General features: G+C 65.2%; 26 protein-coding genes. All 26 read left to right on the forward strand.

The genetic code is table 11. From position 1 onward, the window contains the following. The first annotated feature begins 133 nt into the window (after nucleotides 1–133). The 26 genes from F3H26_RS07005 to F3H26_RS07130 all read left to right on the forward strand — a co-directional run bounded on the left by F3H26_RS07005 (nucleotide 134) and on the right by F3H26_RS07130 (nucleotide 26,406). Entirely contained in the window at nucleotides 134–1,921 is a 1,788-nt protein-coding gene (locus F3H26_RS07005; RefSeq protein ID WP_149775340.1) for a NapC/NirT family cytochrome c, read from the forward strand. A 54-nt stretch (nucleotides 1,922–1,975) separates the two neighbouring features. Then, nucleotides 1,976–2,383: a cupredoxin domain-containing protein gene (locus F3H26_RS07010; protein WP_149775341.1), complete on the forward strand. Its 408-nt coding sequence runs from the start codon at nucleotides 1,976–1,978 to the stop codon at nucleotides 2,381–2,383. Nucleotides 2,384–2,595: 212 nt separating this feature from the next. After that, nucleotides 2,596–3,357: a uroporphyrinogen-III C-methyltransferase gene (cobA, locus tag F3H26_RS07015; RefSeq protein WP_149775342.1), complete on the forward strand. Its 762-nt coding sequence runs from the start codon at nucleotides 2,596–2,598 to the stop codon at nucleotides 3,355–3,357. Continuing rightward, the gene (locus tag F3H26_RS07020) at nucleotides 3,350–3,700 is read left to right on the forward strand and encodes a c-type cytochrome (RefSeq protein ID WP_223162454.1); all 351 of its coding nucleotides are present in this window, start codon (nucleotides 3,350–3,352) and stop codon (nucleotides 3,698–3,700) included. The genes cobA and F3H26_RS07020 overlap by 8 nt, the downstream gene beginning before the upstream one ends. Further along, the gene (locus F3H26_RS07025) at nucleotides 3,697–4,845 is read left to right on the forward strand and encodes a cytochrome D1 domain-containing protein (protein WP_149775343.1); all 1,149 of its coding nucleotides are present in this window, start codon (nucleotides 3,697–3,699) and stop codon (nucleotides 4,843–4,845) included. Before F3H26_RS07020 ends, F3H26_RS07025 begins: the two co-directional genes overlap by 4 nt. 3 nt (nucleotides 4,846–4,848) lie before the next feature. Then, nucleotides 4,849–5,838, forward strand: a complete 990-nt coding sequence (gene ahbB, locus F3H26_RS07030) for a siroheme decarboxylase subunit beta (RefSeq protein WP_149775344.1) — start codon at nucleotides 4,849–4,851, stop codon at nucleotides 5,836–5,838. Next, on the forward strand, nucleotides 5,835–6,287 hold the full coding sequence (locus F3H26_RS07035) for an Lrp/AsnC family transcriptional regulator (protein ID WP_149775345.1): 453 nt from the start codon (nucleotides 5,835–5,837) through the stop codon (nucleotides 6,285–6,287). The genes ahbB (F3H26_RS07030) and F3H26_RS07035 overlap by 4 nt, the downstream gene beginning before the upstream one ends. Then, a complete protein-coding gene (ahbB, locus tag F3H26_RS07040) occupies nucleotides 6,284–6,766 on the forward strand; it encodes a siroheme decarboxylase subunit beta (RefSeq protein WP_149775346.1) in 483 nt (160 codons plus the stop codon). Before F3H26_RS07035 ends, ahbB (F3H26_RS07040) begins: the two co-directional genes overlap by 4 nt. A 5-nt stretch (nucleotides 6,767–6,771) precedes the next feature. Then, on the forward strand, nucleotides 6,772–7,986 hold the full coding sequence (gene nirJ, locus F3H26_RS07045) for a heme d1 biosynthesis radical SAM protein NirJ (protein ID WP_149775347.1): 1,215 nt from the start codon (nucleotides 6,772–6,774) through the stop codon (nucleotides 7,984–7,986). After that, nucleotides 7,961–9,514 (forward strand): nitrite reductase, encoded by a 1,554-nt coding sequence (locus tag F3H26_RS07050; RefSeq protein WP_149775348.1) that lies wholly within the window; start codon nucleotides 7,961–7,963, stop codon nucleotides 9,512–9,514. The genes nirJ and F3H26_RS07050 overlap by 26 nt, the downstream gene beginning before the upstream one ends. A 34-nt stretch (nucleotides 9,515–9,548) precedes the next feature. Continuing rightward, nucleotides 9,549–9,734 (forward strand): hypothetical protein, encoded by a 186-nt coding sequence (locus F3H26_RS07055; protein ID WP_316635085.1) that lies wholly within the window; start codon nucleotides 9,549–9,551, stop codon nucleotides 9,732–9,734. Nucleotides 9,735–9,831: 97 nt separating this feature from the next. Further along, nucleotides 9,832–10,296: a DUF2946 family protein gene (locus F3H26_RS07060; protein ID WP_223162455.1), complete on the forward strand. Its 465-nt coding sequence runs from the start codon at nucleotides 9,832–9,834 to the stop codon at nucleotides 10,294–10,296. Then, the gene (locus F3H26_RS07065) at nucleotides 10,287–12,464 is read left to right on the forward strand and encodes a NosR/NirI family protein (protein WP_149775350.1); all 2,178 of its coding nucleotides are present in this window, start codon (nucleotides 10,287–10,289) and stop codon (nucleotides 12,462–12,464) included. Before F3H26_RS07060 ends, F3H26_RS07065 begins: the two co-directional genes overlap by 10 nt. A gap of 14 nt (nucleotides 12,465–12,478) precedes the next feature. Next, nucleotides 12,479–14,392 (forward strand): TAT-dependent nitrous-oxide reductase, encoded by a 1,914-nt coding sequence (nosZ, locus tag F3H26_RS07070; protein WP_149775351.1) that lies wholly within the window; start codon nucleotides 12,479–12,481, stop codon nucleotides 14,390–14,392. Nucleotides 14,393–14,395: 3 nt separating this feature from the next. Then, nucleotides 14,396–15,652, forward strand: a complete 1,257-nt coding sequence (locus tag F3H26_RS07075) for a nitrous oxide reductase family maturation protein NosD (protein ID WP_149775352.1) — start codon at nucleotides 14,396–14,398, stop codon at nucleotides 15,650–15,652. Beyond that, nucleotides 15,642–16,535, forward strand: a complete 894-nt coding sequence (locus F3H26_RS07080; RefSeq protein ID WP_149775353.1) for an ABC transporter ATP-binding protein — start codon at nucleotides 15,642–15,644, stop codon at nucleotides 16,533–16,535. The genes F3H26_RS07075 and F3H26_RS07080 overlap by 11 nt, the downstream gene beginning before the upstream one ends. After that, entirely contained in the window at nucleotides 16,532–17,353 is an 822-nt protein-coding gene (locus F3H26_RS07085; protein WP_149775354.1) for an ABC transporter permease, read from the forward strand. Before F3H26_RS07080 ends, F3H26_RS07085 begins: the two co-directional genes overlap by 4 nt. After that, the gene (locus F3H26_RS07090; RefSeq protein WP_149775355.1) at nucleotides 17,350–17,868 is read left to right on the forward strand and encodes a nitrous oxide reductase accessory protein NosL; all 519 of its coding nucleotides are present in this window, start codon (nucleotides 17,350–17,352) and stop codon (nucleotides 17,866–17,868) included. Before F3H26_RS07085 ends, F3H26_RS07090 begins: the two co-directional genes overlap by 4 nt. Next, nucleotides 17,865–18,764 carry an FAD:protein FMN transferase gene (locus F3H26_RS07095; RefSeq protein WP_149775356.1) on the forward strand — a complete coding sequence of 300 codons (900 nt, stop codon included), beginning with the start codon at nucleotides 17,865–17,867 and terminating at the stop codon, nucleotides 18,762–18,764. Before F3H26_RS07090 ends, F3H26_RS07095 begins: the two co-directional genes overlap by 4 nt. Nucleotides 18,765–18,876: 112 nt before the next feature. Further along, on the forward strand, nucleotides 18,877–19,908 hold the full coding sequence (locus F3H26_RS07100; protein ID WP_149775357.1) for a LacI family DNA-binding transcriptional regulator: 1,032 nt from the start codon (nucleotides 18,877–18,879) through the stop codon (nucleotides 19,906–19,908). 97 nt (nucleotides 19,909–20,005) lie between these two features. Next, entirely contained in the window at nucleotides 20,006–21,307 is a 1,302-nt protein-coding gene (locus tag F3H26_RS07105; RefSeq protein WP_149775358.1) for an ABC transporter substrate-binding protein, read from the forward strand. Between the two features lie 107 nt (nucleotides 21,308–21,414). Next, nucleotides 21,415–22,281, forward strand: a complete 867-nt coding sequence (locus F3H26_RS07110) for a carbohydrate ABC transporter permease (protein ID WP_149775359.1) — start codon at nucleotides 21,415–21,417, stop codon at nucleotides 22,279–22,281. Nucleotides 22,282–22,294: 13 nt separating this feature from the next. Next, entirely contained in the window at nucleotides 22,295–23,125 is an 831-nt protein-coding gene (locus tag F3H26_RS07115) for a carbohydrate ABC transporter permease (RefSeq protein ID WP_149775360.1), read from the forward strand. Nucleotides 23,126–23,135: 10 nt separating this feature from the next. Then, nucleotides 23,136–24,140 carry an ABC transporter ATP-binding protein gene (locus tag F3H26_RS07120; RefSeq protein ID WP_149775361.1) on the forward strand — a complete coding sequence of 335 codons (1,005 nt, stop codon included), beginning with the start codon at nucleotides 23,136–23,138 and terminating at the stop codon, nucleotides 24,138–24,140. Next, complete coding sequence (locus tag F3H26_RS07125; protein WP_149775362.1) at nucleotides 24,137–24,910, forward strand: L-iditol 2-dehydrogenase; 774 nt, start codon at nucleotides 24,137–24,139, stop codon at nucleotides 24,908–24,910. Before F3H26_RS07120 ends, F3H26_RS07125 begins: the two co-directional genes overlap by 4 nt. Then, a complete protein-coding gene (locus F3H26_RS07130; RefSeq protein ID WP_188127716.1) occupies nucleotides 24,910–26,406 on the forward strand; it encodes a mannitol dehydrogenase family protein in 1,497 nt (498 codons plus the stop codon). The genes F3H26_RS07125 and F3H26_RS07130 overlap by 1 nt, the downstream gene beginning before the upstream one ends. Nucleotides 26,407–26,453 lie beyond the last annotated feature (47 nt).

The following is a 26,453-nucleotide window of genomic DNA, read 5'->3' on the forward strand; positions in this document are numbered from 1 at the left end:
ACACACAGGAAAGGGCGGGCCCCTCGCCCGCCCTTTCCCCGTTTGACCGCGGCGCCCTGCCCGGCATCCCAACCGCCATTCCGACCGGCCTGACACCCAAGGCCAGAGCAATCAGCCAAAACGGAGCCTGGACATGACCCAGTCCGAACCGGAAAAGAAAAAACCGATCTGGCGCCGGTATTTCCTGTGGGGAATGCCCGTGGCCGGCATCGCCGCGGCCTTTGTCGCCGGCATCATCTTCTGGGGCGGGTTCAACACCGCCATGGAAGCCACGAACACCGAGAAATTCTGCATCTCGTGCCACGAGATGCGCGACTATATCTACACCGAGTACAAGGGCACGATCCATGACGTGAACCGGTCGGGCGTCGGCGCGGTCTGTTCCGACTGCCACGTGCCCAAGGACTGGACCCACAAGATCATCCGAAAGATCCAGGCGTCCAAGGAGCTGTACGGCAAGCTGGTCGGCACCATCAGCACGCCCGAGAAATTCGAGGCCAAGCGCATCCATCTGGCCATGAACGAATGGGAGCGGATGAAGAAGACCGACTCGCGCGAGTGCCGCAACTGCCACGATTTCGAATCGATGATGCCCGAGTTCCAGAAACCGCGGGCACGGCAGCAGCACCTGAACGCGATGGAGGTCGGCCAGACCTGCATCGACTGCCACAAGGGCATCGCGCACTCGAACATCCGTGACCGCGCGCCCGAGGAGTATCTGGAAAAACTCGAGGCCCCGAACCCGAAATTCGCCCGTCCGATCCCGCCGGAATACCTGGCCAGCCTTGAACGGATCGAAGCCAAGGAGGCCGCCGAGGCCGAGGCCGAGAAAGCCGCCCGCAAGGCCCAGCAGGAGGCCGTGCGGGCGCAGATCGCCGCCGCGGTCGACGCCGCACTGGCCGAGGAACGCGCCAAGGCCGATGGCACCGCAACCGATGCCGCGGCCTCGGGGGGCAGCGACGTGGGCGGCAACATCGACTGGAACGCCGTGGCCAGCACCGATCTGAAACTGTTCTACCCCGGTCAGGCCTCGTTCGAATGGGTGCAGAACGGCAAGACCCACGGTGGCGCCCGCCCGCTGACCAAGGGTGGCGACAAATGCTCGACCTGCCACGCCAAGGAGCTGGACGCGATCGGCAACAAGATCGTCGCCGGCGGCGAGCTCGAGCCGACCCCGATCCCCGGCAAGCGCGGGGTGATCGACGCCACGGTCCAGGCCGCGCATGACGGCGAAAACCTGTATATCCGGCTGCAATGGGCGGATGCCGGCCACAATCCCGTGCCCTTCGTCGACGGCGGCAAGATGGACCCGGACAACCCGATCAAGGTCGCCATGATGATCACCGGCACCGGGATCGAGCTGGGCGAACAGGTGGGGTGCTGGGCCTCGTGCCACGCCGACAACACCTATATGCCCTTTGCGCCTGATGCCGAAACCATCGCCGCCAACCCGGACGTGGCCGCACGCCTGACGGCCAAGGACACCGTCACCAAGTACATTAGCGAAAGCCGCATCAAGGTCGAAGTCAAAGGCCGGCGCGGCAAGCCGCTGGGCGGCTGGGACAAGCTGCAGGCCGAGGATCAGATCGCGCAGTACCTGCAGGACGGCACATTCCTTGACCTGATGCGCGTCTATGCCGACGGCAGCGCCACCAACGGCTATCTGCTGGAACAACGCGTGGTCAATGATGGCGAGATCTCGGCCTCGGCCAGCCTGTCGGGCGGCATGTGGACGGTGGTGTTCTCGCGTCCGCTGAACTCGGGCGCGCCGGGCGACGTGCCGCTGGAGCCGGGCAAGACCTACACGGTGGGCTTTGCCATCCACGATGACCATGCGGCGGCGCGGTTCCACCACGTCACGCTGAACACCAGCCTCGCGCTGGATGACGACAGCGCCGACATCAACGTGGTCAAACAATAACGAAAAGGGGCCGGCGATCCGGCCCCTTTTCCACAGCCGAGGAGACATGCGACGATGACGACCAAGCCCCTTCTGACCGCAGTCCTGGCCCTTGTTGCGGCCCTGCCGGCCCTGGCCGATGAAGCCGACCAGATCTGCGCCGAGGCCGAGGAGCGCTATGTCGAACTCTTCGGCGAACCCTCCGACGCGGTGCAGGATGCCGAGGTGGTGCTGATGTACAAGTACCGCTTCTGCCCGGCCCGGATCACGGTCAAGCCCGGCACCACGGTGCGCTGGGTCAACGTGGACAAGCGCACCAGCCATTCGGTGCTGTTGAAGGATGGCAGCCGGCCCGAATCCGACCGCATCTTCCCCGAGGAATCGGTCGAGATGACGTTCCTTGAACCCGGCCCGCAGGACTATCTGTGCGGCCCGCATTGGGAAACGCAGAACATGATCGGCATGGTCACCGTCGAGCCCTGAACGCAGGCAGACATACAGGCAGACAACAAGAGCGCGGGCGCAAATCCCGCGCTCTTAACTTTAGTCAAGGAGGCCCCGTGGCGAATGCGCCAGTCTGCGGCCATGACACGCCCGGCCACCCCAGCAACGTCCCGATCCGCCGCTCTGCCCGCGCTCGGAACCGACCGGAACGCCCGGGTCCCGATGACATTCAGACCAAGCGAGATTGCACCATGAGCGGTAAGGTTTTTCTGATCGGCGCCGGACCCGGAGACCCCGAATTGATGACCCTGCGCGCTCTGCGGATGCTGCGCGAGGCGGATGTGGTGGTCTGTGACCGCCTGGTCTCGGAGGAAATCCTGGCCATGCACGCCCCCGGTGCGCGGCTGATCCCCGTGGGCAAGGCGCCCAAATGCCATACCGTGCCGCAGGACCGGATCAACCAGATCCTGTTGGAACAGGCCCGCGCGGGCCACAGGGTTGCCCGCCTGAAGGGAGGCGATCCGATGATCTTTGGCCGCGGCTCGGAAGAGGCGGCGTTTCTGATGGGCCATGGCATTGCCGTGGAATACGCGCCCGGCATCACCGCGGCGCAGGGGGCAAGCTGTTCGACCGGCGTGCCGCTGACCCATCGCGGGTTGGCCACATCGGTGCAATATGTCACCGGCCATCGTCAGGCCGACAAGGTGCTGGACCTCGACTGGAAGCGCCTGGCGGACCCTGACACCACCTTGGTCATCTACATGGGCGTCGCCAATATCGGCCAGATCGCCATGGGCCTGATGACCGAGAACCTGCCGGGATCGACCCCCGTCCTGGCCGTCGGCAAGGCGACCACCCCGGACGAGCGCCGCCTTGTCTCGCGTCTGGACCGTGTCGCCGCCGACGTGCGCGCGGCCGGTCTGGCCGCCCCCACCCTGTTCATCATCGGCAAGGTCGTATCGCTCTATGCCGAACGGCCGGTTGCCGAGTTGCTGGAGCACGCTCATGGCTAGGACTCTGCCCACTGAACCGGCCCGTCGGGACTGGCCCGGGCGCGCGGTGCTGACCGCCGCCGTGCTGTTGGCCACCTCGGCCTTTGCCGCCGACACGCTGGACCCCAACGCGTTGAAACGTCTGGTGCATCAGGATTGCGGGTCCTGCCACGGCCTGACCCTGAAAGGCGGGCTGGGCCCCGATCTGCGCGCGGGAAACCTGCAGCACTATGACCCCGAAATCCTGACCGGCGTAATCCTGGACGGCATCCCCGACACGGCCATGCCGCCCTGGCGGCCCCTCATCACCGAGGAAGAGGCCGAATGGATCGCCCGTTATCTGCTGAAACCGGAGGCGCAATGAAACAGTTTGTCCTTGGCCTGGCGGCCGCGCTGCTGATGACCGCAGCCCATGCCGAACCCACCGCCACCGGAGACCTGGGGCTGGTGATCGAACGGGCCACCGGCTCGGTCCTGCTGGTCGATCAATCCGACCGCGCCGCGCTGGCCCGGATCGAGGGGCTGGGCGATCTGTCCCATGCCTCGCTGGTCTATTCGCCCGACGAACGCTTTGCCTTTGTCTTCGGGCGCGACGGCGGGCTGACCAAGGTCGATGTCGTTACCCGTCAGATCGCCAAGCGCGTCGTGCAGGCCGGCAACGCCATCGGCGGGGCGATCTCGGACGACGGCACGTTGGTCGCGGTGTCGAACTATGAACCCGGCGGGGTGCGCGTCTTTGACGCCGACACGCTGGATCTGGTGGCCGACATCCCCACCGGCAGCAAGACCATCGGCCTGGTCGATGCGCCGGGACGCCGTTTCGTGTTCACCATGTGGGATACGGGCGAGACCTGGATCGCTGATTTCGCGCGCGGCACCGACCCGCAGATCACCAAGATCACCGACATGGGCAAAAACCCCTATGACGCGCTGATCACCGCCAATGGCCGCACCTACATCACCGGCCTGTTCGGGCAGGACGGGCTGACCGCTCTGGATTTGTGGGACGAAACGCCCGAACCGATCCGGGTGCTGCCCGGCTATGGGCGCGGTCAACAGGAGATGCCCGTCTACAAGATGCCCCATCTGGAAGGCTGGGCGCATACGGGCGCCGAATTCGTATTGCCGGCCGTCGGCCATCACCAGGTGCTCTGGGTCGATGCCGACACACTCACGGAAACCGGGCGCACCCAGACGTATGGCCAGCCCGTCTTTGCCATGGCGCGGCCCGACGGCCGGCAGGTCTGGGTGAATTTCGCCCACCCGCTGAACGACACGATCCAGGTGATCGACACGGTCAGCAAACAGGTCATCCACGAGTTCAAACCCGGGCCGGCGGTGCTGCACATGGAGTTCACCCCGCGCGGGCACGAGGTCTGGATCAGCGTGCGCGATGCCAACACGGTCATGGTCTATGACACCCACAGCTTTGAAAAGCTGCGGGAAATCCCGGCCGACAGCCCCTCGGGCATCTTCTTCACCGCGCGTGCGCACAGAACGGGGCTGTAAGCGATGTGCCATATCACCGACCCGATCGACCGCAGGTTGCTGGATGACTGGCAGCGCGATTTTCCCGTTGCCGACCGGCCGTTCCAGGTGCTGGCCGCGGCGCTGGGGCTGGATGAGGCCGAGGTGATCGACCGCCTGGACCGCATGCGCGCCGCCGGGCGTATCACCCGCGTCGGCGCGACGGTCGCGCCCGGCGTGGCCTCGGCCAGCACGCTGGCCGCCGTCGCCGCGCCCGAGGAAAAGGTGGAACAGATCGCCGCCCTGATCGATGCCGAACCGGGCGTGAACCACAATTACCAGCGCGAGGATGACTGGAACCTGTGGTTCGTTGCCACCGGCCCCGACCGGGCGCATGTGGACGCCACCCTGGCCCGGATCAGTGACCGCACCGGGCTGCGCGTGCTGGATCTGCGGCTGGTCCGCCCGTTCAACGTCGATCTGGGTTTTCGCATGTCCGATTGTTCGCGCCGCGTGCCACGGCCGCGTACGGTCGACCGGAGCGTTCTGCGGCAAGGCGACCGCGACATCCTGCAGGCGCTCAGCGCGGGGCTGCCGCTAATGGCCGACCCCTACGCGGCGCTGGCCCAATCCCTGAACCGCACTCCTGAGGACGTGATGGATCGCATCCGGGTGTTGCACAAGGCCGGCGTCATCTCGCGCCTGGGGGTCATCGTGCGGCATCGGGCGCTGGGGTGGTCGGCCAACGCCATGGTCGTGTGGGACCTGCCCGCCGAGCGGATCGACCACGCGGGCCCCGCTCTGGCCGCGCATCCCGGCGTGACCCTGTGCTATGAACGCCAGCCGGTCGAGGGCGTGTGGCCCTACCGGCTCTATTCCATGATCCACGCCCGGTCGCGCTCCGAGGCGCGGGGTATCCTGGCCGGCGCCGCCGCCCTGCCCGAACTGGAGGGCGCCGCGCACAAGGTTCTGTTCTCGACCCGCTGCTTCAAACAGACCGGCGCATTGATCAAACCGAAAGAGGCCGCCGCATGACCCCGCTGGACGACACCGACCGCCGCCTGCTGAACCGCCTGCAGGAGGACCTGCCGCTGACCCCCCGCCCCTATGCCGACGTGGCGGCCGAACTGGGGATCACCGAGCACGACCTGCTGGACCGGCTGGCGCGGATGAAGGCCGACCGGGTCATCACCCGGTTCGGCCCGTTCTTCGACGCCGCCGCCATGGGCGGGGATTTCTGCCTGTGCGCCATGGCGGTGCCCGAGGCCGAGTTTGAAACCGTCCTGACCAAAGTCAATGCGCACCCTGAGGTGGCGCATAATTATGAACGCACGCACCGGCTGAACATGTGGTTCGTTCTGGCGACCGAAACGCCCGAGGCGATCACCGCAACGGCCGACGCGATCGAACGCGAGACGGGACTCACGGTTCACCGGTTCCCGAAATTGCAGGAATTTTTCATCGGCTTCCGGGTGGCAGCATGATCGACGCAACCGACAGACGGATCATCGAGGCGCTGCAGGGCGGGCTGCCCCTGGTGCCCGCGCCCTATGCGCAGGTCGCCGACGATCTGGGGATCGAGGAAGCCGTCCTGCTGGACCGGCTGGCCGCGCTGAAGACGCGCGGGGTGATCCGGCGGATCGCCGCAGCCCCCAACCACTACAGGCTGGGCATGACATCGAACGGCATGACGGTGTGGGATGTGCAGGACGACCTGATCGGCGAACTCGGCGCCCATATTGGCGCATTGCCCTTCGTCACCCATTGTTATGAAAGGCCCCGCGCCCTGCCTGACTGGCCTTACAACCTGTTCGCCATGGTCCATGGCAACTCGCCCGATGAGGTCGAACGGAAACGCGGCCAGATCGCCGCAATCCTTGGATCGGCCTGCCGGGGCAGCGACATCCTCTATTCAACGCGCATCCTGAAGAAAACCGGGCTGCGCCTGAAAGCGAAAGGCTGAGACCGATGTTCCGCCTGACCGAATACATGCAGCAGCTGGTCAACCCGACTCCGGTGCGCAAACGCCGCCCCGGACCGGTGAAGCCGGTGGTGATCTGGAACCTGACCCGGCGCTGCAACCTGAAATGCCGCCATTGCTACACCGTGTCCGCAGATGTGGCCTTCCCGGGCGAGCTCAGCCACGAGCAAGCCATGACCACCCTTGAGGATCTGGGCCAGTTTCGCGTCCCGGCCCTGATCCTCTCGGGCGGGGAGCCATTGGACCGGTTCGATTTCTTCGACATCGCCCGACGGGCGCGCCAGCTGGTGCCGATGCTGGCGCTGTCAACCAACGGCACGCGGATCCACGACGAAACCGCCGACAGGATCGCCGACGTGGGCTTCAACTATGTCGGCATCTCGCTCGACGGGATCGGGGCCACGAATGACTGGTTCCGCGGCGTCGAGGGCGCCTTTGATGACGCCCTGCGCGGCGTGCGCGAATGCAAGAAGCGCGGCATCAAGGTGGGCCTGCGGTTCTGCCTGACCGAAGGCACCCGGCACCACCTGCCCGACCTGCTGAAACTGTGCGACGACGAGGGGGTGGACAAGTTCTATCTCTCGCATCTGGTCTATGCCGGGCGCGGCGACAAGAACCGGGGCGAGGACGCGGAACATCAGCGCACCCGGCAGGGGCTCGACCTGTTGCTGGACCGCGCATGGGAGGCCGCCTCGGGCGGGCGCCCGCTGGACATCGTGACCGGCAACAACGACGCCGATGCCGGGTATTTTCTGAACTGGGCCGCCGCCCGGTTCGACGCCGACGCCGTCGCGCATGTGCGCGAACACCTGGCCCATTGGGGCGGCAATTCCAGCGGGCTGGGCGTGGCCAATATCGACAATCTGGGTCGCGTCCATCCCGATACCTACTGGTCGGACTACACGGTGGGCAACGTCAAACTCACTCCGTTTTCCGAGTTGTGGACCGGAGATGACCCGATGCTGGCCCTGCTGCGCACGCGGCCGCGCCCGTTGAAGGGACGCTGTGGCGCTTGCCGGTTGCAGGATGTCTGCAGCGGAAATACCCGAATCCGGGCCCTGCAACTGACCGGCGACCCGTGGGCCGAAGACCCGGCCTGCTACCTGACCAATGACGAAATCGGCGTGGACGGTGCGGGCGAGCGCCTGCAGGTCACGCCTTTCCGGGGGAAAAGCCATGATCCGGCGCATCAGTTCTTTTAAGGCACTCAAATTCGGTACTTTGTGCTCGGTGTTGCTGGCTGGAACGGCCTGGGCGGATGCTCAATCAGACTACGCCGAGCATTGCGCCAGCTGCCATGGCGAGACCCGGCTGGGCGGCGTCGGCCCGGCGCTGATCCCCGAAACGCTCAAACGCATGCGCGGCCCGCGCGTGGCCGCCGTCATCGCCGAGGGGCGCCCGGCCACCCAGATGCCCGCCTTCGCACACGAGCTGGACACGCTGCAGATCGAGGAACTGGCGGGCTGGCTGAAATCTCCGCTGGAGATCGACCCCGAATGGGACGCCGAACAGATCATGGCCAGCCGCACGCTGGATGCCGATTACGCACCGGTCGATGCGCCGGTTTGGGACAGCGACCCGATGAACATCACGCTGGTGGTGGAAACCGGCGATCACCATGTCAGCGTTCTGGACGGCGACACGTTCGAGGTTCTGGACCGGTTCGAGACCCCCTTTGCCGTGCATGGCGGCCCCAAGTTCAGCCTCGATGGGCGCTATGTGTTCATCATGTCGCGCGATGGCTGGGTGCAGAAATACGATATTTGGGCGCTGAAACAGGTGGGCCGCATCCGCGCCGGCCTGAACAGCCGCAACATCGCCATGTCGGGCGACGGCAAGTGGCTGGCCGTGGCGAACTATCTGCCCAACAGCCTGACCCTGCTGTCGACCGAGGATCTGTCGGTGGCCAAGGTGGTCGAGGTCAAGGGCAAACAGGGCAAGCCCAGCCGGGTCTCGGCCGTGTACCAGGCCCCGCCGCGCGAAAGCTTCGTGCTGGCGCTTAAGGACGTGCCCGAGATCTGGGAAGTGTTCTATGGCGACAACCCGCCGCAATTCGGGCTGGGCCATGATTTCCGGATCGAGGGGCAGTTCAAGAACCCCGACCCCTTCCCCGTGCGCAAGATCACCACGCCCGACTATCTGGACGATTTCTTTTTCGACCAGAGCTATGAATACGTCATGGGCGCGTCGCGCGATGGCAAGGGCGGTCAGGTGATCGACCTTGTGATCGGGCAGAAAGTGGCGGATCTGGACCTGCCCGGCATGCCGCATCTGGGCTCGGGCATCACCTGGCAGCGGGGTGGCACCACGGTGATGGCCACGCCGCACCTGACCGAAGGCACCATCTCGGTCATCGACATGGGCAGCTGGGAAACGATCAAGCGGATCGAGACCGAAGGGCCCGGGTTCTTCATGCGCAGCCACGAGAACTCGCCCTATGTCTGGGCCGACGTGTTCTTCGGCCCCAACAAGGATGCAATGCATGTGATCGACAAGCAGAGCCTCGAGATCGTCAAAACCCTGCGGCCCGCGCCGGGCAAGACCGTGGCGCATGTGGAATTCACCCGCGACGGCGCCCATGCGCTGGTCTCGATCTGGGAGGATGACGGCGCGGTGATCGTGTATGACGCGCAGACGCTCGAGGAAATCAAACGCCTGCCGATGCGCAAACCTTCGGGAAAATACAATGTCTGGAACAAGATCACCTTCTCGGAAGGCACCAGCCACTGACGGGCGCTGGCCGGTCTGGAAACTGGCCGTTCTTTTGTATCCGGCGACGGCGCTGACCGTCGCCATCAACCTGTTTCTGGCCGGGTTGATCGCCCATGCGCTGGGGTTTGAATCCGTAACACCGGTGGCCGCGCTGATCTGGTGTGTGCCTCTTGGGGTTCCGGCCAGCTGGCTGGCGGGGCGCTGGGTGCGGCGGCTGATGGACGAGGCCGACGCATGAGCAAGGCCGGAATTTCGCGCCGCCTAACCGAAGTCAAGTAGCCGGCATTTGCGATCCCTTACGACTCGGGCAACATCAAATTCGAGTCGGAGTCTCCATGCCCGCCGCCCGCCAAAACCACAGCCTCCCGGTCCGCGCGACTCGCGTGGCGGCCGGGCTGGCGGGCATCTTTCTTTTGATGTTGCAGGTGCTTGGGCCAGCGCTGGCGAGTCCCGGCCAGGGCACCTGGATGGAGATCTGCTCGGAGGCAGGAGCGGTCTGGGTTCAGGTGGACCTGGAACAAGACACCGGCGACCCGACCGCGCCCTGCCCGAAATGTGCCGATTGCGCCCTGTGCGCGATTGCGGCGGCGGCGCCGGTCCCGGACCTGCCGCAGCTGCAGCAGCCCCGGTTCGTGCAGATCTCACGGTGTAAATTCTCCGATCTGATCGAACCGTGCGAATCCCGACGGCTGTGGCCCGAAACCCGCGGCCCCCCGGCCGCGCCCGAAATCAGAACCGAACGCGCGCCGCGCGCGTCCATGGCGTCAACCCGAATTGAAGGAGGTGCGCCGTGGTCGTGACCCGCGCAGCCCATTTCCTTGTGGCCCTTGTCCTGTCCTGCCTGCTGGCGCTTGGCGCGCGGGCCGACAGCCTGGCCAGTTTCCTGCCCGAGATCGATCCCGCCGAATTGGCGCCCGGTGCCGATGCCATCGGTCCGGTGCGTGATGATGTGCCGGTGGCCCCTGTGCTGAAAGGCGGCGAAACCATCGCCTGGGCTTTTCTCACATCCGATTTCGTCGGCACGACCGGCTATTCCGGCAAGCCCATTCACGTCGTCGCCGCCATCGACGGTGATGCGGTGTTGACCGGCGTCAAGCTGGTCAAACATTCCGAACCCATCGTTCTGATCGGCATTCCCAATTCGCGCATGGTCGAGCTGACCGAAGGTTATGCCGGGCTGGACCTCAAGCGCGAGGTCGAGACCGGCGGCGAGGGGCATGATCTGGACATCATCTCGGGCGCGACGGTGACGGTGATGGTCATCGACGACAGCGTCGTGCGCGCCGGGATCAAGGTGGCCCGCGCCATGGGTCTGGGCGGGCTGTCCGAGGTGCAGGCCGACGGACCCAAGCGCGAAGTCGACATGGCCAAGACCGACACCTATGACTGGGCCACGCTCTCGGGCAATGGCTCGATCCGGCGGCTGACGCTGGACGTGGGTCAGGTCAACGCAGCCTTCGAGGCCACCGGCGACCAGCGCGCGATCAAACGCCCCGAGAAGGGCAACCCCGAAGACACCTTCATCGACATGCATGTGGCGCTGGTCTCGGTGCCTTCGATCGGCAAGTCGCTGCTGGGCGAGGCCGAGTACCGGAACCTGGTCAATTGGCTGAACGAGGGCGAACACGCCATCCTGGTGCTGGGCCGTGGCAAGTACAGCTTCAAGGGCTCGGGCTATGTGCGCGGCGGGATCTTCGACCGGATCCAGCTGATCCAGGGCGACAATTCGGTGCGGTTCTTCGACCGTCAGCATCGCCGCCTGGGCACGGTGGCCGCAGAGGACGCGCCCAGCTTTACCGAGCTGGACATCTTCAAGATCCCCGCCGATGCCGAGTTCGACCCGACCGAACCGTTCCGCCTGCAACTGCTGGTGCAGCGTGCCGTGGGTGCCGTCGAGAAAACCTTTTTGACCTTCGATCTGGGCTACAAACTGCCCGACCGTTACCTGCTGCCGGTTGCAGCCCCAAAGATTGTCGAGGATGCGACCGGCGAAGCCGCCGCCAAGGCTGCCCTGTGGCAGCGCATCTGGAAGGACCGCACCGTCGAAATCGCCATTCTTGGCGTCATGCTGCTGGTCCTGACCGCGACGTTCTTCTTCCAGTTCCACGCGACGATGAATGCGCGGGTCTTCTACTGGTTCCGCATCGGCTACCTGACAATGACCCTGTTCTTCATCGGCTGGTACGCCAACGCGCAGTTGAGCGTGGTGAACCTGATGGCACTGGCGGGAAGCCTGCGCACAGGATTCTCGTGGGATGCGTTCCTGCTGGACCCGCTGGTGTTCATCCAATGGTTCGCCGTTGCCGCCGCACTGTTGTTCTGGGGTCGCGGGGCCTATTGCGGATGGCTGTGCCCGTTCGGCGCGTTGCAGGAATTGACCAACAAGATCGCGCGCGCCCTGAAGGTGCCGCAATGGACGCTGCCCTGGGGTCTGAACGAACGCCTGTGGCCCGCGAAATACATGATCTTTCTGGGTCTTTTCGGACTCAGCTTCATCTCGATCCCGTTGGCCGAGAAATATGCCGAGGTCGAGCCGTTCAAGACCGCGATCATCCTGAAATTCATGCGCGACTGGCCTTTCGTGGTCTTTGCCGTGGGTCTGCTGGTGATCGGCCTGTTCATCGAACGGTTCTATTGCCGCTATCTGTGCCCGCTGGGTGCGGCGCTGGCGATCCCCGCCCGCATCCGCATGTTCGACTGGCTGCGCCGCTACAAGGATTGCGGCAACCCCTGTCAGACCTGCGCCAACGAATGCCCCGTTCAGGCCATCCACCCCACCGGTGAGATCAACCCGAACGAGTGCGTCACCTGCCTGCATTGTCAGGTGCTCTACCAGTCCGAGAGCAAATGTCCCGTCGTCATCCGCCAGCTGAAACGGCGGGCCAAGACCGGGTCGGTCAAACTCAAGACCCCCCTCGGACAACCACCGGCGAACCATCCGAACGCCAAACCGCAAACCGTTTCCTGAAAGGAGGAACGATCATGTCGGATCAAGACACCAAACTGAACATCACCCGCCGCGGGTTGCTGGGGGCCTCGGCCACCGGGGCCGTGCTGGCCGGAACCGGGCTGGGCGTCGGCGGCACGCTGATGACCGCCAAGCAGGCCAGCGCCGCCGCCAAGGTCGAACTGGCCCCCGGCGAGCTGGACGAATATTACGGCTTCTGGTCCTCGGGCCAGACCGGCGAGCTGCGCATCATGGGCTTCCCGTCCATGCGCGAGCTGATGCGGGTGCCGGTGTTCAACCGCTGCTCGGCCACCGGTTGGGGCCAGACCAACGAGTCGCTGAAGGTCCTGACCGAGGGCCTGCTGCCGGAAACCAAGGAATTCCTGGCCAAGCGCGGCATGAAAACCTATGACAACGGCGACCTGCACCACCCGCACATGTCGTTCACCGACGGCACCTATGACGGCCGCTATCTGTTCATGAACGACAAGGCCAACACCCGCGTGGCCCGCGTGCGCTGCGACGTGATGAAATGCGACAAGATCATCGAGATCCCCAACGCCAAGGCGATCCACGGTCTGCGCCCGCAGAAATTCCCGCGCACCGGCTATGTCTTTGCCAATGGCGAGGACGAAACCCCGCTGATCAACGACGGCAGCGTGCTGGACGATCCGTCGCAATACGTCAACATCTTCACCGCCATCGACGGTGACACGATGGAGATCGCCTGGCAGGTGATGGTGTCGGGCAACCTCGACAACACCGATTGCGACTATCAGGGCAAATACGCCTTCTCGACCTCGTACAACTCGGAAATGGGCATGAACCTGGCCGAGATGACCGAGAGCGAGATGGACCACGTGGTCGTCTTCAACCTCAAGGAAATCGAGGCCGGCATCGCCGCGGGCGACTATCAGGAGATCAAGGGCGTCAAGGTTCTGGACGGGCGCAAGGGGTCGAACAAGAAATACACCCGCTACATCCCGATCCCGAACTCGCCGCACGGCATCAACACCGCGCCCGACGGCAAGCACGTCTGCATCAACGGCAAGCTGTCGCCGACCGTGTCGATCATGGACGTGACCAAGCTGGACGCGCTGTTCGAAAGCGATGCCGATCCGCGCTCGTGCATCGTGGGCGAGCCGCAGCTGGGCCTTGGCCCGCTTCACACCGCCTATGACGGTCAGGGCAACGCCTTCACCACGCTGTTCCTGGACAGCCAGATCGTCAAATGGAACATCGACAAGGCCATCCGCGCCTACAACGGCGAAGACGTGGACCCGATCATCTCGAAGGTCGACGTGCACTATCAGCCGGGCCACAACTCGACCTCGATGGGTGAGACCAAAGAGGCCGACGGCAAGTGGCTGATCTCGATGAACAAGTTCTCGAAGGACCGGTTTCTGAACACCGGCCCGCTCAAGCCCGAGAACGAGCAGGTGATCGACATCTCGACCGACGAGATGAAGGTGGTGCATGACGGCCCGACCTTCGCCGAGCCGCATGACTCGATCATCGTACGGCGCGACATCGTGAACCCGGTCAACGTCTGGGACCGCAACGACCCGATGTGGGAAGACGCGCGCAAACAGGCCGAGGCCGATGGCGTCGATCTGGAGGAAGGCGCCGAAGAGCCCATCCGCGACGGCAACAAGGTGCGGGTCTACATGGTCTCGCAGGCCCCGACCTTCAGCCTCGAGAAGTTTACCGTCAAACAGGGCGACGAGGTCACGATCTACGTCACCAACCTGGATGACGTGGACGATGTGACCCACGGCTTCTGCCTGGGCAACTACGGTATCGCCTTCGAGGTCGCGCCGCAGGCCACCGCCTCGATCACCTTCACCGCCGACCGTCCGGGCGTGCACTGGTTCTACTGCCAGTGGTTCTGCCACGCGCTGCACATGGAAATGCGCGGCCGGATGCTGGTCGAACCGCAGGGAGCCTGACCCATGCGCTGGCCCCTGCTCATCCCGCTTCTGCTCGGCTCGCCGCTTTGGGCGGCGGACTGGGACGTGCCCAACCGGGCGGGGGCCATCACCGAGACACTGGCGCAGGCGGCGGATGGAGACACCCTCCGCCTGAGCCCCGGCGTCTATGCCGAACGCCTGGTTCTGGACCGGCCCGTCACCATCGACGGGCAGGGCGAGGCCACCATCGACGGCCAGGGCACCGGCAGCGTCATCACCGTGACCGGGCCCGGCGTCACCCTGCGCGGCCTGACCGTGATCGGGTCGGGATCGGACCATGGTGAGATCGACAGCGGCATCCAGCTGACCAAGACGGCCCGCGCCGCCGTGGTAGAAAACAACGTGCTGCTGGGAAATCTGTACGGCGTGGACATCCACGGTGCCGATGACAGCATCGTGCGCCACAACCGGATCGAGGGCCGGCAGGACCGCCGGATGAACGACCGCGGCAACGGGGTCTATGTCTGGAACGCGCCCGGCGCGGTGGTCGAAGGCAATGACATCCGCTTTGGCCGCGACGGAATCTTCGTGAACTCGTCGAAGAAGAACACCTTCACCGGCAACACTTTCCGCGACCTGCGCTTTGCCGTGCACTACATGTATGCCGACGATTCCATCGTCAGCGACAATGTCTCGATCGGCAACGATCTGGGCTATGCGGTGATGTTCACCTCGAACGTGCAGGTGATCAACAACGTCTCGGTCGGCGACCGCGAACATGGGGTCATGCTGAACTATGCCAATGACAGCGTGATCTCGGGCAACGTTGTGAAAGGCGCCAAGGAAAAGTGCACCTTTCTGTACAATTCCAACAAGAACGAATTCACCGACAACTGGTTCGAGGGTTGCGGCATCGGGATCCATTTCACCGCCGGCAGCGAACGCAACCGGATCGTCGGCAACGCCTTTGTCGGCAACCGGACACAGGTGAAATACGTCTCGACCAAATGGGTCGAGTGGTCGGAAGACGGCCGCGGCAACTACTGGTCCGATTTTGCCGCCTATGACGTGAACGGCGACGGCATCGCCGACGCCCCCTATCGCCCCAACGATAGCATGGACCATGTGCTGTGGACCCAACCCGCAGCCAAGCTGCTGCTCGGCTCGCCCGCCGTGCAGCTGGTGCGCTGGTCGCAATCGGCCTTCCCGGCGCTGCTGCCGGGCGGCGTGATCGACAGCCACCCCTTGATGCAAGCCCCTCAACCCCCAGCCATGAAAAAGGTGCCTCATGACGGATAAGGCCCTGACCATCGAAACGGTCTGCAAGGATCGCGGCAAGACCCGCGTTCTGAGCGATATCTCCCTGACGCTCGAGCCCGGACAGCGCGTGGCGCTGCTGGGCCACAACGGCGCCGGAAAATCCACCCTGATCAAGTCGATCCTGGGCCTGACGCCCATCCAGGCCGGCACGATCCGCATCGGCACCGCCGCCCCCGGCAGCGCGCAGGCGCGTCGCGATACGGCCTATCTGCCCGAGGCGGTCTCGTTCCACCCGGCCCTGACCGGGCGCGAGCAGCTGGCCCTGTTCGCCAAGCTGTCAGGCACAAACGCCGACGTGCCCGCCCTGCTGGACCGTGTCGGGCTGGGCGACGCGATGGACCGCCGGATCGGCGCCTATTCCAAGGGGATGCGGCAGCGGCTGGGCCTTGCGCAGGTGCTGCTGGGCCAGCCGAAACTGGCGCTGCTGGACGAACCCACCTCGGGGTTGGACCCGATCTCGCGCCAGGACCTGTACGCCATCATCGACGAGTTGGCCGCGCAGGGCACCGCGGTGCTGATCGCCAGCCATGCCCTGACCGAGGTCGAGGCCCGCACCGACCGCATCGCCATCATGCGCAAGGGCCGGATGGTGGCCGATGACACGCTGGCCAACCTGTCGGCGCTGGCCGGGCTGCCGATCCGGCTGCGGGTCCGCGCCCGCGCCGATGCCGATGCGCTGGCCGCCGAACTGGGCGGCAACCGGGTCAACGGCGCCTCGGTCGAATTGCTGTGTTCGCCCGCCGACAAGATGCAGGCGCTGCGCCGCATCGCCGGGCTGGGCGATGCCGTGGCCGACGTGGAAATGACCCCACCCAAGCTGGAAGACCTCTATCGTCACTATGCTCGGGAGGCGCTGCAATGACCCGTTTCCTTGCCATCACCCGCACCGAGATGCTGATCCTGCGCCGCAACCGCTGGCTGCTGGTGGCGACGCTGATCATGGTTCTGTTCGCGCTGGCCCTGACCTTTGCCGGCAGCGCGCCCACCGGCACGCTGGGGGTCGACATGCTTACGGTGTCGGTCGCCTCGATGACCACGCTGTCGGTATATCTGGCGCCGCTCTTGGCGCTGATGATTTCCTTTGACGCAATCGCAGGCGATGTGGACCGGGGCAGCCTGTCGCTGCTGCTGTCCTATCCGGCAGGGCGCGGAGAAATTCTGCTGGGCAAATTCACCGCCCATCTGGCGGCGTTGGCCTTCGCCATGACGGTCGGTTTCGGCACCGCCGGGGCGGTCGCCGCGTGGTTCGGCGGCGCAGGCGCGGACAGCCTGTTCGCGCTTGGCCGCCTGATCGTCACCTCGATCCTGCTGGGCGCCGTGTTTCTGGCGCTGGGATACCTGCTGTCCGCCCTGGCGAGGGGCGCAACGGCGGCGGCAGGTCTGTCAGCCGGGCTCTGGCTGGTCTTCGTCGTCCTCTATGATCTCGGGCTGTTGGGAGCCGTCGTCATGGACAAGGGCGGCGTCTTCACCCAATCCGTCTTTCCCTGGGTGATGGTGGCCAACCCGGCCGACGCTTTCCGTCTGTGGAACGTCGCCGCGACCGAGGGCGTGGCCATGGCGTCCGGCATGACCGGCGCGGCGCAGGCCCTGCCCGTCTGGGCGGCGCCCGCCTCGCTGCTGGTCTGGCCGGTTCTGGGCTTTGCCCTGGCCCGGTTGGCGTTCCGGAGGGTCGAGCCATGACACGCCTTGCCCTGATTGCCTTGATCGCGCTGGCGGCCTGCAAGGAGGAACAGGCCGCCGCCCCGCCGGATCCGGTCGATCTGACCGAAACCGCGCTCAGCTATTTCTGCCAGATGAACGTGGCCGAACACGGCGGGCCCAAGGGGCAGATCCATCTGGAAGGCTATCCCGCGCCGCTGTTCTTCGCGCAGGTGCGCGACATGGTGGCCTATCTCAAAAGCCCCGAGCGGGATGCCGAGATCACCGCGGTCTATGTCAGCGACATGGGCGCGGCCCCCAGCTGGCACGAGCCCGGCATATCGAACTGGGTCGAGGCCGACCAGGCCACCTTCGTGGTGGGCGCCGGCGTGGCCGGCGGCATGGGCGCGCCCGAGATCGTGCCCTTTGCCACGCCGGACGCCGCGGCGCGGTTCATCGAAACCTATGGCGGCACCGCCCTGCCCCTGACCGAAATTCCCGACGACGCGGCGCTTGGCCCCGTCGATCTGACCCAATCCCTGGAGACACCCGCATGACCCGCCTGTCCCGACGCCGTTTCCTGACCATCTCGGCCGCCTTCGCCGCCTTGCCGACCGTGGCGCGCGCCGCACCGGTGGCCCGCTGGCGCGGCACCGCGCTGGGGGCACCTGCCAGCCTGCAGCTGGTCGGGCTGAGCGACGCGCAGGCCGCGCCGATCATCTCCGCGCTCGAAGCCGAACTGGACCGGCTGGAGAATATCTTCAGCCTGTACCGCCCGGATTCGCAGCTGAACCGCCTGAACCGGGACGGCACCCTGCCCGCCCCGGCCCCGGAACTGCTGCAGGTGCTGGCCCAAAGCGCCGCCCTGCACGACGCGACCGGCGGTGCGTTCGACCCGACCGTTCAACCGCTGTGGATGGCCCTGGCGACCGGCGCGCCGGATGCCGGAGTCGCGCAGGCCCGGGCGCTGGTCGGCTGGCAGGGCGTTTCGGTCTCGGCCGAGTCCATCCGCCTGCCTCATCCGGGCCGTTCAGCGCTGACGCTGAACGGGATCGCTCAGGGCGCCGTGACCGACCGCATCGCGGCGCTGCTGCGGGCGCAGGGGCTGACCGATGTGCTGGTCGACATGGGCGAGATCGCCGCCATCGGCACCCGCGTCGACGGGTCGGACTGGCGCGTCGGCTTGGCCGGCCCCGAGGGCGTGACCCGGCGCATCGAACTGCGCGACCGGGCGGTGGCGACCTCGGCCCCTGATGCGACGCAACTGGCCGGGCGTCATGGCCACATTCTGGGCCCGAAGGGTCAGCCGGTCCGGCACCGGGCGGTTTCGGTCTCGGCCCCTGACGCGGCGCTGGCCGACGGGCTTTCGACCGCGCTGTGCCTGCTGCCCGCCGACCGGATCCCGCCGGTGCTGCAACGCTTCCCCGAGGCCCGGCTCGAGATGCTGATCTGACCGGAATGGCCGTCGCGGAACTCTGCCGTTGAAATTTGTCGCGCGATAAGAAAAGGTAAAACAGCGACAAATTCAGAGCGGCGCGGGCCCGGCTCCGCGCCAGAGGCAAGGCATGGCACCCAGAAAAATCCGGAACATGGAGGAGTTTGCGGCCGTCAGCGGGATCTCGCGCCCGACGGTGTCGAAATATTTCAACGATCCTGACAGCGTGCGCCGGTCGACCCGCGAACGGATCGAACAGGCGCTGGAGCGGTTCGACTATCGCCCCAACATCTTTGCCATGAACCAGAACCGCAAGCTGACCAAGAATGTCGGCATCGTGGTGCCCTACCTGGCCGACCCGTTCTTTGCCGAGATCGCCCGCAACATCGAGGCAAAATGCATCGAGGCCGGGTTCCGCCCGACGCTCTACAGCGCCTATGGCGACCCCGCGCAGGAGGCCGAGATCCTCGACAGCCTGCGCGCGCTGAAACCGGCGGGCGTACTGCTGGCGCCGCTGGGGCGCGACTCCGACCGGTCGTTCATCGAGAAATTCTGCAAGGACATCCCCACCATCCTGTTCGACAGCAACCTGGAAGGCATGGGCGCGGCCTTTGTCGGGTCGGACAACGCGAGCTTCATCGAACAGACCGTCGATTACCTGTGCCGCAGCGGCGAACCGCCCGCGTTCTTCGAGATGCGGCACCCCGCCAACCCCAACGCCAACAAACGCCGCATCGCTTATCTCAAAAAAATGGAGAGCCTTGGCAAAGAGCCCCGGGTGATCAAGGTCGACGGGCGCGGCTGGGGATTCGAGGAAATCGGCCGCCAGGGCGCGTTCAGGCTGTTGGAGGAGCCTCGGCTGCCCTCGCGCACCATTCTGTGCAGCAACGACCGGTTGGCCATCGGGTTCCTGTCAGCCTGCTATGAAAAGGGCCTGCGGGTCGGGTTGGGCGAGGATTGCGACCTGCGCGTCGCCTCGCATGACGACCATCCGTTTTCCAAGTTCACCTGCCCGTCGCTGACCACTGCGGCGCATGATTACAACGCCGTATCGAATCGGACCGTGGAGACGTTGATCGAACTGGTCGAGAGCGGAGGGCAACTGAAGGCCCGCACCGAAACCCTGTTTCCGGCCCGCTTGATACTGCGCAGTTCGGCTTGAGGTCCCACTGTTTTTTACGCGCGTAAAATTTTAGTTGACGCGCGATAAATAATTCACGATGCTGTCCCCAGGTATTCCAACACCAGGGAGGATAAGGATGTACCTGAAATCTTTGCTATGGGCGGCAAGCACCACGGCCCTGATGGCCGGCGCCGCGTCGGCCGAGACGATCACGATCGCCACCGTAAACAACGGCGACATGATCCGGATACAGAAATACACCGACAAGTTCACCGAAGCGACCGGCCACGAGGTGGAATGGGTCACGCTGGAAGAAAACGTTCTGCGCCAGCGTGTGACCACCGACATCTCGACCAAAGGCGGCCAGTTCGACATCATGACCATCGGCATGTACGAAACGCCGATCTGGGGCGCGAACGGCTGGCTTGTGCCGCTGGACGATCTGTCGGCGGAATATGACGTGGACGATATCCTGCCCGCCATGCGCGGCGGCCTCAGCCACGACGGCACGCTGTACGCGGCCCCGTTCTATGGCGAAAGTTCGATGGTCATGTACCGCACCGACCTGATGGAGAAGGCAGGTCTGGAGATGCCCGAGGCGCCGACCTGGCAGTTCATCCGCGAAGCGGCGGCCAAGATGACCGACCGCGAGAACGACATCAACGGCATCTGCCTGCGCGGCAAGGCCGGCTGGGGTGAGGGCGGCGCCTTCATCACCGTGACCGCGAACTCGTTCGGCGCGCGCTGGTTCGACGAAGACTGGAAACCCCAGTTCGATCAGCCCGAGTGGAAAGAGGCGCTGACCTTCTTCGTCGACATGATGAACGAATCCGGCCCCGCCGGGTATGCCACCAACGGCTTCAACGAAAACCTGTCGCTGTTCCAGCAGGGCAAATGCGGCATGTGGATCGACGCCACCGTTGCGGCGTCTTTCGTGACCAACCCCAACGACTCGACCGTAGCCGACAAGGTCGGCTTTGCGCTGGCTCCGAACTCGGAAGGCGTTGACAAGCGCGCCAACTGGCTGTGGGCCTGGGCCCTGGCCATCCCCGCCGGCACCCAGAAAGAGGACGCCGCCAAGCAGTTCATCGAATGGGCCACCTCGAAAGACTATATCGAGCTGGTCGCCGAGAACGAGGGTTGGGCAAACGTTCCTCCGGGCGCGCGGCAGTCGCTGTATGACAACCCGAACTACAAGGATATCCCCTTTGCGCAGATGACGCTGAAGTCGATCCTTGCGGCCGATCCGGAAAACTGCTGCGTCAAGCCGACGCCGTATACCGGGATCCAGTTCGTCGCCATCCCCGAATTCGCGGGCATCGCCACCCAGGTGAGCCAGGAATTCTCGGCGGTCTATGCCGGACAGCAGTCGGTTGACGAAGCTCTGGCCAAGGCCCAGGCCTTCACGGCCGAAGAAATGGAAGCCGCAGGGTACTGAGGCCTCCTCCCGGCGGGTGGGCAGGTTTCTGTCCCCCGCTCTCCCCCTTCCACAACCCGTGTTAGTCTCGCAGGCAACAAGCCGCCTGAACAGAGAGGTCTTGCGTCATGGCAACTCAACACTCCCGATCCGTCGCACGCCTGATGATGGCCCCCGCCGTGGTCCTGCTGCTGGGCTGGATGCTGGTGCCGCTGACGATGACGCTGTATTTTTCCTTCAAGAAATACCTGCCGCTGCGCGGCGGTGACCTGGGTTGGGTCGGGTTCGACAACTACGTCCGGTTCGTGACCTCGAGTTCCTTCTGGCCCGCCGTTCAGGCGACGCTGGTGATCGTGGGCGGCGTGCTGGCCATCACCGTGGTGCTGGGCATCCTGCTGGCGCTGCTGCTGGATCAGCCGATGTGGGGCCAGGGCGTGGTGCGCATTCTGGTCATCGCCCCGTTCTTCGTGATGCCCACCGTTTCGGCGCTGGTCTGGAAGAACATGTTCATGGACCCGGTCAACGGCCTGTTCGCCCATCTGTGGCGGTTCTTCGGGGCCGAGCCGATCTCGTGGCTGTCCGAGGCGTCGATGCCGTCGATCGTGATGATCGTGTCATGGCAATGGCTGCCCTTTGCCACCCTGATCCTGCTGACCGCGATCCAGTCGCTGGACAGCGAACAGTTGGAGGCCGCCGAAATGGATGGCGCGCCGCCGCTGAAACGCTTCTTTTTCATCATCCTGCCGCATCTGAGCCGCGCGATCACGATCGTGATCCTGATCCAGACGATCTTTCTGCTGTCGATCTTCGCCGAAATCTTCGTGACCACCGGCGGCGCCTTCGGCACCCGCACCCTGACCTATCTGATCTACCAGCGCGTGCTGGAAAGCCAGAATGTCGGTCTGGGCTCGGCCGGCGGGGTCTATGCCATCATCCTTGCCAACATCGTCGCCATCTTCCTGATGCGCATCGTCGGCAAAAACCTGGACGCGTGAGGAGGACGAAAACATGGCCCGCACCGTCACCACACCACGCAAGCTGATCAACACCGCCTTTGCCTGGGCTGTCGGCCTGCTGATCTTCTTCCCGATCCTCTGGACGATCCTGACCAGCTTCAAGACCGAGGCCCAGGCCATCGCCAGCCCGCCGATCTTTCTGAACTTCGACTGGACGCTGGAGAACTACGCCGTGGTCCAGGAACGGTCGAACTACACGCGGTTTCTTTGGAACTCGATCATCATCGCGGGCGGGTCCACCCTGCTGGGCGTGATCGTCGCGGTGCCCGCCGCCTGGGCCATGGCCTTCGTGCCCTCGGCGCGCACCAAGGACATCCTGTTGTGGATGCTGTCCACCAAGATGCTGCCGGCGGTGGGGGTTCTGTACCCGATCTACCTGCTGTTCATCCAACTCGGCCTGTTGGACAGCCGCGCCGGGCTGGTGGTGGTGCTGATGCTGATCAACCTGCCGATCATCGTCTGGATGCTGTACACCTATTTCCGCGAAATCCCCGGCGACATCCTGGAAGCCGCGCGCATGGACGGTGCCACGCTGAAAGAGGAAATCCTCTACATCCTGACGCCGATGGCGGTGCCGGGCATCGCCTCGACCGTGCTGCTGAATTTCATCCTGGCCTGGAACGAGGCGTTCTGGACCCTGAACCTGACCGCCGTCGACGCGGCCCCGCTGACCGCGTTCATCGCCAGCTATTCCAGCCCCGAGGGCCTGTTCTTCGCCAAGCTCAGCGCGGCATCGACCATGGCCATCGCCCCGATCCTGATCCTTGGGTGGTTCAGTCAGAAACAACTGGTCCGCGGCCTGACCTTCGGCGCCGTGAAGTAAGGAAAGACACATGGGACGCATCGTACTTGAGAAAGTCAGCAAGAGCTTTGGCGACGTGGAAGTCATTCCGCCGCTGGATCTGGAAATCAACGACGGCGAATTCGTGGTGTTCGTGGGCCCTTCGGGCTGCGGGAAATCCACCCTGCTGCGCCTGATCGCCGGGCTTGAGGACGTCAGCGGCGGCCGCATCCTGATCGACGATCAGGACGCCACCGCGGTGCCGCCGGCCAAGCGGGGCCTGGCCATGGTGTTCCAGTCCTACGCGCTGTATCCGCACATGACCGTGCGCAAGAACATCGCGTTTCCGCTGCGGATGGCCGGGCTGGACAAGGCCGAGCAGGACCGCCGCGTGGAACAGGCGGCCGAGGTTCTGAACCTGACCGACTATCTGGACCGCCGCCCCGGCCAGCTTTCGGGTGGCCAGCGCCAGCGGGTCGCCATCGGCCGCGCCATCGTGCGCGAACCGGCGGCATTCCTGTTCGACGAGCCGCTGTCGAACCTGGACGCCGCGCTGCGCGTGGGCATGCGGCTGGAGATCTCCGAGCTGCACAACCGGCTGGGAACCACGATGATCTACGTCACCCATGACCAGGTCGAGGCCATGACCATGGCCGACAAGATCGTGGTCCTGCAGGCGGGCGTGATCGAACAGGTGGGCTCGCCGCTCGAACTGTACCGCGCGCCGCGCAACAAGTTCGTGGCCGGCTTCATCGGCTCGCCCAAGATGAATTTCATCGAAGGCCCCGAGGCCGAAAAGCATGGCGCCCACACGATCGGCGTCCGCCCCGAGCACATTGCCGCCTCGCCCAGCGAGGGCCTGTGGAAAGGCACGGTCGGGGTGTCCGAACATCTGGGCTCGGACACGTTCTTTCACGTCCATGTGGACGGCTTCGCCGAGCCGATGACCGTGCGCGCCGGCGGCGAGGTCGGCCTGCGCCACGGCGACACGATCCATCTGACGCCCGAGGAGGACAAGATCCACCGGTTCGACGCGGCGGGGCTGCGGATCGCATGAACCGGCTGGTTGGAAAACGGGCCCTGATCACCGGGGCGGCGCGGGGCATCGGGCTGGCCTTTGCCCAAACTTATGCCGCCGAGGGCGCGCAGGTGGCGCTGGCCGACATCGACGTGCAGCAGGCGCGCAAAGCCGCGCGCGAGATCGGGCCGCAGGCGATTGCGGTCGAAATGGATGTCTCGCAGCAGGACAGCATCGAGGCGGGCGTGGCCGACGCCGTGGCGCGGATGGGCGGAATCGACATCCTGATCAACAACGCCGCGATCTTCACCGCCGCGCCCATCGTGGAAACCACCCGCGCGGATTACCAGCGCGTGTTCGACATCAATGTCGCCGGCACCCTGTTCACGATGCAGGTGGTCGCGCGATACATGATCGACCAGGGCACCGGCGGCAAGATCATCAACATGGCCAGCCAGGCCGGCCGCCGGGGCGAGCCGCTCGTGGCGGTCTATTGCGCCAGCAAGGCGGCGGTGATCAGCCTGACCCAATCGGCGGGGCTGAACCTGATCAAACACGGGATCAACGTGAATGCCATCGCCCCCGGCGTGGTGGATGGCGAGCACTGGGACGGCGTCGATGCCTTCTTTGCCAAATACGAGGGCAAGGCGCCGGGTCAGAAGAAGAAGGAAGTGGGCGAAGCGGTGCCTTTCGGCCGGATGGGCCGGGCCGAGGACCTGACCGGAATGGCGGTCTTTCTGGCCACGTCCGAGGCCGATTACATCGTGGCCCAGACATACAACGTGGATGGTGGAAATTGGATGAGCTGATGGTGGAGCGCCCCGCGGATACCCGACCGGTCCGGTTGTGTCAGGCCAGTCTGGGCGCGTTGCCCAAGGGCGTGCTGCGCCCGGAATACGACCGCGCCGCGCTGACGCCGGGGATCGTGCATATCGGGGTGGGCAATTTTCATCGCGCGCATCAGGCCTGGTACCTGCACCGGCTGATGCAGCGGGGCGCGGCGCAGGATTGGGGCATCATCGGCGCCGGCGTGCGCGCCTATGACGCCGAGATGCGGCGCAAGCTGTTGGCGCAGGACTGTCTGACCACGCTGGTCGAGCTGACCGAGGGCCAGCGCCGTGCCGAGGTGACGGGCGCGATGATCGACTACCTGCCCCCGCAAGAGGACAACGGCCCGCTGATCGCGCAACTGGCCGATCCGGCGATCCGCATCGTCTCGCTGACCGTGACCGAGGGCGGCTATTTCGTGCACCCTGTGACCAACGGGCTGGACACCGACCACCCCGACATACGCCACGATGCCACCAATCCCGACCGTCCGCGCACCGCCTTCGGCGCAATCGTCGCGGGCCTGCGACGGCGGCGCGACGCGGGCGTTGGTCCGCTGACCGGGCTGAGCTGCGACAACCTGATCGGCAACGGGCAGGTCCTGCGTCAGGCGGTGGTGGGACTGGCACGCCTGTCGGACCCGGATCTGGCCGACTGGATCGACACCCACTGTACCTTCCCCAATTCGATGGTCGATTGCATCGTGCCCGCCACCGGCCCGACCGAGCTGGAGCTGATACGGTCGCTGGGGATCGACGACGCCGCGCCGGTCACCCATGAAAGTTTTCGCCAGTGGGTGATCGAGGATGCCTTCTGCGCCGGGCGGCCGGATTGGGACAAGGTCGGGGCCACCTTTACCGGCCGCGTGCATGACTACGAGGTCATGAAGCTGCGGATTCTGAATGCGGGCCATCAAATTCTGGCGAATGTGGGTGAGATCCTGAACCTGGGCACGATCGCAGGCTGCATGGCGCATCCGCTGGTGTCCGGGTTCTTCCGCAAGGTCGAAACCCAGGAAATCGCCCCCTTCGTGCGCCCGGTGCCCGAACGGTCGGTGGCCGAGTACATCGCCCTGATCGAGACCCGGTTCCGCAATCCGGCCATCATCGACACCACGCGCCGCGTCGCCTTTGACGGCTCGTCCCGGCATGTGGGGTTCGTGCTGCCCTCGATCCGCGACGCCCTTGCAGCCGGCGGCTCGGTCGAAGGGCTGGCGCTGGTCGAGGCGTTCTGGGCCCGGATGTGCGCCGGCACGCGCGAAGACGGCACACCGATCGACCCCAACGACCCGTACTGGGACGATCTGGTGGCCACCGCGACACAAGCGCGCGAAACCCCTGCCGTATGGCTGGAACAGCGCCAGTATTACGGCGATCTGGCCGATTTCCCCGCCTTCCGCGAGGCCTTTGCGCGGTGGCTGACCATGATCTGGTCCAACGGCACGACCGAGACGTTGAAAACCTATCTGGGACACTGATCCCGGCCCGCTCGCCCGCCTGCGGCCGGCACACCCCGCGGGGGAGA

The sequence above is a fragment of the Ruegeria intermedia genome, from assembly GCF_900129345.1.
In the GTDB taxonomy this organism is placed as follows: domain Bacteria; phylum Pseudomonadota; class Alphaproteobacteria; order Rhodobacterales; family Rhodobacteraceae; genus Ruegeria; species Ruegeria intermedia.

What these genes read in the sequence shown, in the direction of transcription:
- F3H26_RS07085 (WP_149775354.1), top strand. Translation starts at nt 16,532, where the DNA reads ATGACCCGTTTCCTTGCCATCACCCGCACCGAGATGCTGATCCTGCGC.
- F3H26_RS07090 (WP_149775355.1), top strand. Translation starts at nt 17,350, where the DNA reads ATGACACGCCTTGCCCTGATTGCCTTGATCGCGCTGGCGGCCTGCAAG.
- ahbB (WP_149775346.1), top strand. Translation starts at nt 6,284, where the DNA reads ATGATCGACGCAACCGACAGACGGATCATCGAGGCGCTGCAGGGCGGG.
- F3H26_RS07060 (WP_223162455.1), top strand. Translation starts at nt 9,832, where the DNA reads ATGCCCGCCGCCCGCCAAAACCACAGCCTCCCGGTCCGCGCGACTCGC.
- F3H26_RS07080 (WP_149775353.1), top strand. Translation starts at nt 15,642, where the DNA reads ATGACGGATAAGGCCCTGACCATCGAAACGGTCTGCAAGGATCGCGGC.
- ahbB (WP_149775344.1), top strand. Translation starts at nt 4,849, where the DNA reads ATGTGCCATATCACCGACCCGATCGACCGCAGGTTGCTGGATGACTGG.
- nirJ (WP_149775347.1), top strand. Translation starts at nt 6,772, where the DNA reads ATGTTCCGCCTGACCGAATACATGCAGCAGCTGGTCAACCCGACTCCG.
- F3H26_RS07035 (WP_149775345.1), top strand. Translation starts at nt 5,835, where the DNA reads ATGACCCCGCTGGACGACACCGACCGCCGCCTGCTGAACCGCCTGCAG.
- F3H26_RS07005 (WP_149775340.1), top strand. Translation starts at nt 134, where the DNA reads ATGACCCAGTCCGAACCGGAAAAGAAAAAACCGATCTGGCGCCGGTAT.
- cobA (WP_149775342.1), top strand. Translation starts at nt 2,596, where the DNA reads ATGAGCGGTAAGGTTTTTCTGATCGGCGCCGGACCCGGAGACCCCGAA.
- F3H26_RS07105 (WP_149775358.1), top strand. Translation starts at nt 20,006, where the DNA reads ATGTACCTGAAATCTTTGCTATGGGCGGCAAGCACCACGGCCCTGATG.
- F3H26_RS07095 (WP_149775356.1), top strand. Translation starts at nt 17,865, where the DNA reads ATGACCCGCCTGTCCCGACGCCGTTTCCTGACCATCTCGGCCGCCTTC.
- F3H26_RS07100 (WP_149775357.1), top strand. Translation starts at nt 18,877, where the DNA reads ATGGCACCCAGAAAAATCCGGAACATGGAGGAGTTTGCGGCCGTCAGC.
- F3H26_RS07025 (WP_149775343.1), top strand. Translation starts at nt 3,697, where the DNA reads ATGAAACAGTTTGTCCTTGGCCTGGCGGCCGCGCTGCTGATGACCGCA.
- F3H26_RS07010 (WP_149775341.1), top strand. Translation starts at nt 1,976, where the DNA reads ATGACGACCAAGCCCCTTCTGACCGCAGTCCTGGCCCTTGTTGCGGCC.
- F3H26_RS07075 (WP_149775352.1), top strand. Translation starts at nt 14,396, where the DNA reads ATGCGCTGGCCCCTGCTCATCCCGCTTCTGCTCGGCTCGCCGCTTTGG.
- F3H26_RS07125 (WP_149775362.1), top strand. Translation starts at nt 24,137, where the DNA reads ATGAACCGGCTGGTTGGAAAACGGGCCCTGATCACCGGGGCGGCGCGG.
- F3H26_RS07120 (WP_149775361.1), top strand. Translation starts at nt 23,136, where the DNA reads ATGGGACGCATCGTACTTGAGAAAGTCAGCAAGAGCTTTGGCGACGTG.
- F3H26_RS07020 (WP_223162454.1), top strand. Translation starts at nt 3,350, where the DNA reads ATGGCTAGGACTCTGCCCACTGAACCGGCCCGTCGGGACTGGCCCGGG.
- F3H26_RS07130 (WP_188127716.1), top strand. Translation starts at nt 24,910, where the DNA reads ATGGTGGAGCGCCCCGCGGATACCCGACCGGTCCGGTTGTGTCAGGCC.
- F3H26_RS07115 (WP_149775360.1), top strand. Translation starts at nt 22,295, where the DNA reads ATGGCCCGCACCGTCACCACACCACGCAAGCTGATCAACACCGCCTTT.
- F3H26_RS07050 (WP_149775348.1), top strand. Translation starts at nt 7,961, where the DNA reads ATGATCCGGCGCATCAGTTCTTTTAAGGCACTCAAATTCGGTACTTTG.
- F3H26_RS07110 (WP_149775359.1), top strand. Translation starts at nt 21,415, where the DNA reads ATGGCAACTCAACACTCCCGATCCGTCGCACGCCTGATGATGGCCCCC.
- nosZ (WP_149775351.1), top strand. Translation starts at nt 12,479, where the DNA reads ATGTCGGATCAAGACACCAAACTGAACATCACCCGCCGCGGGTTGCTG.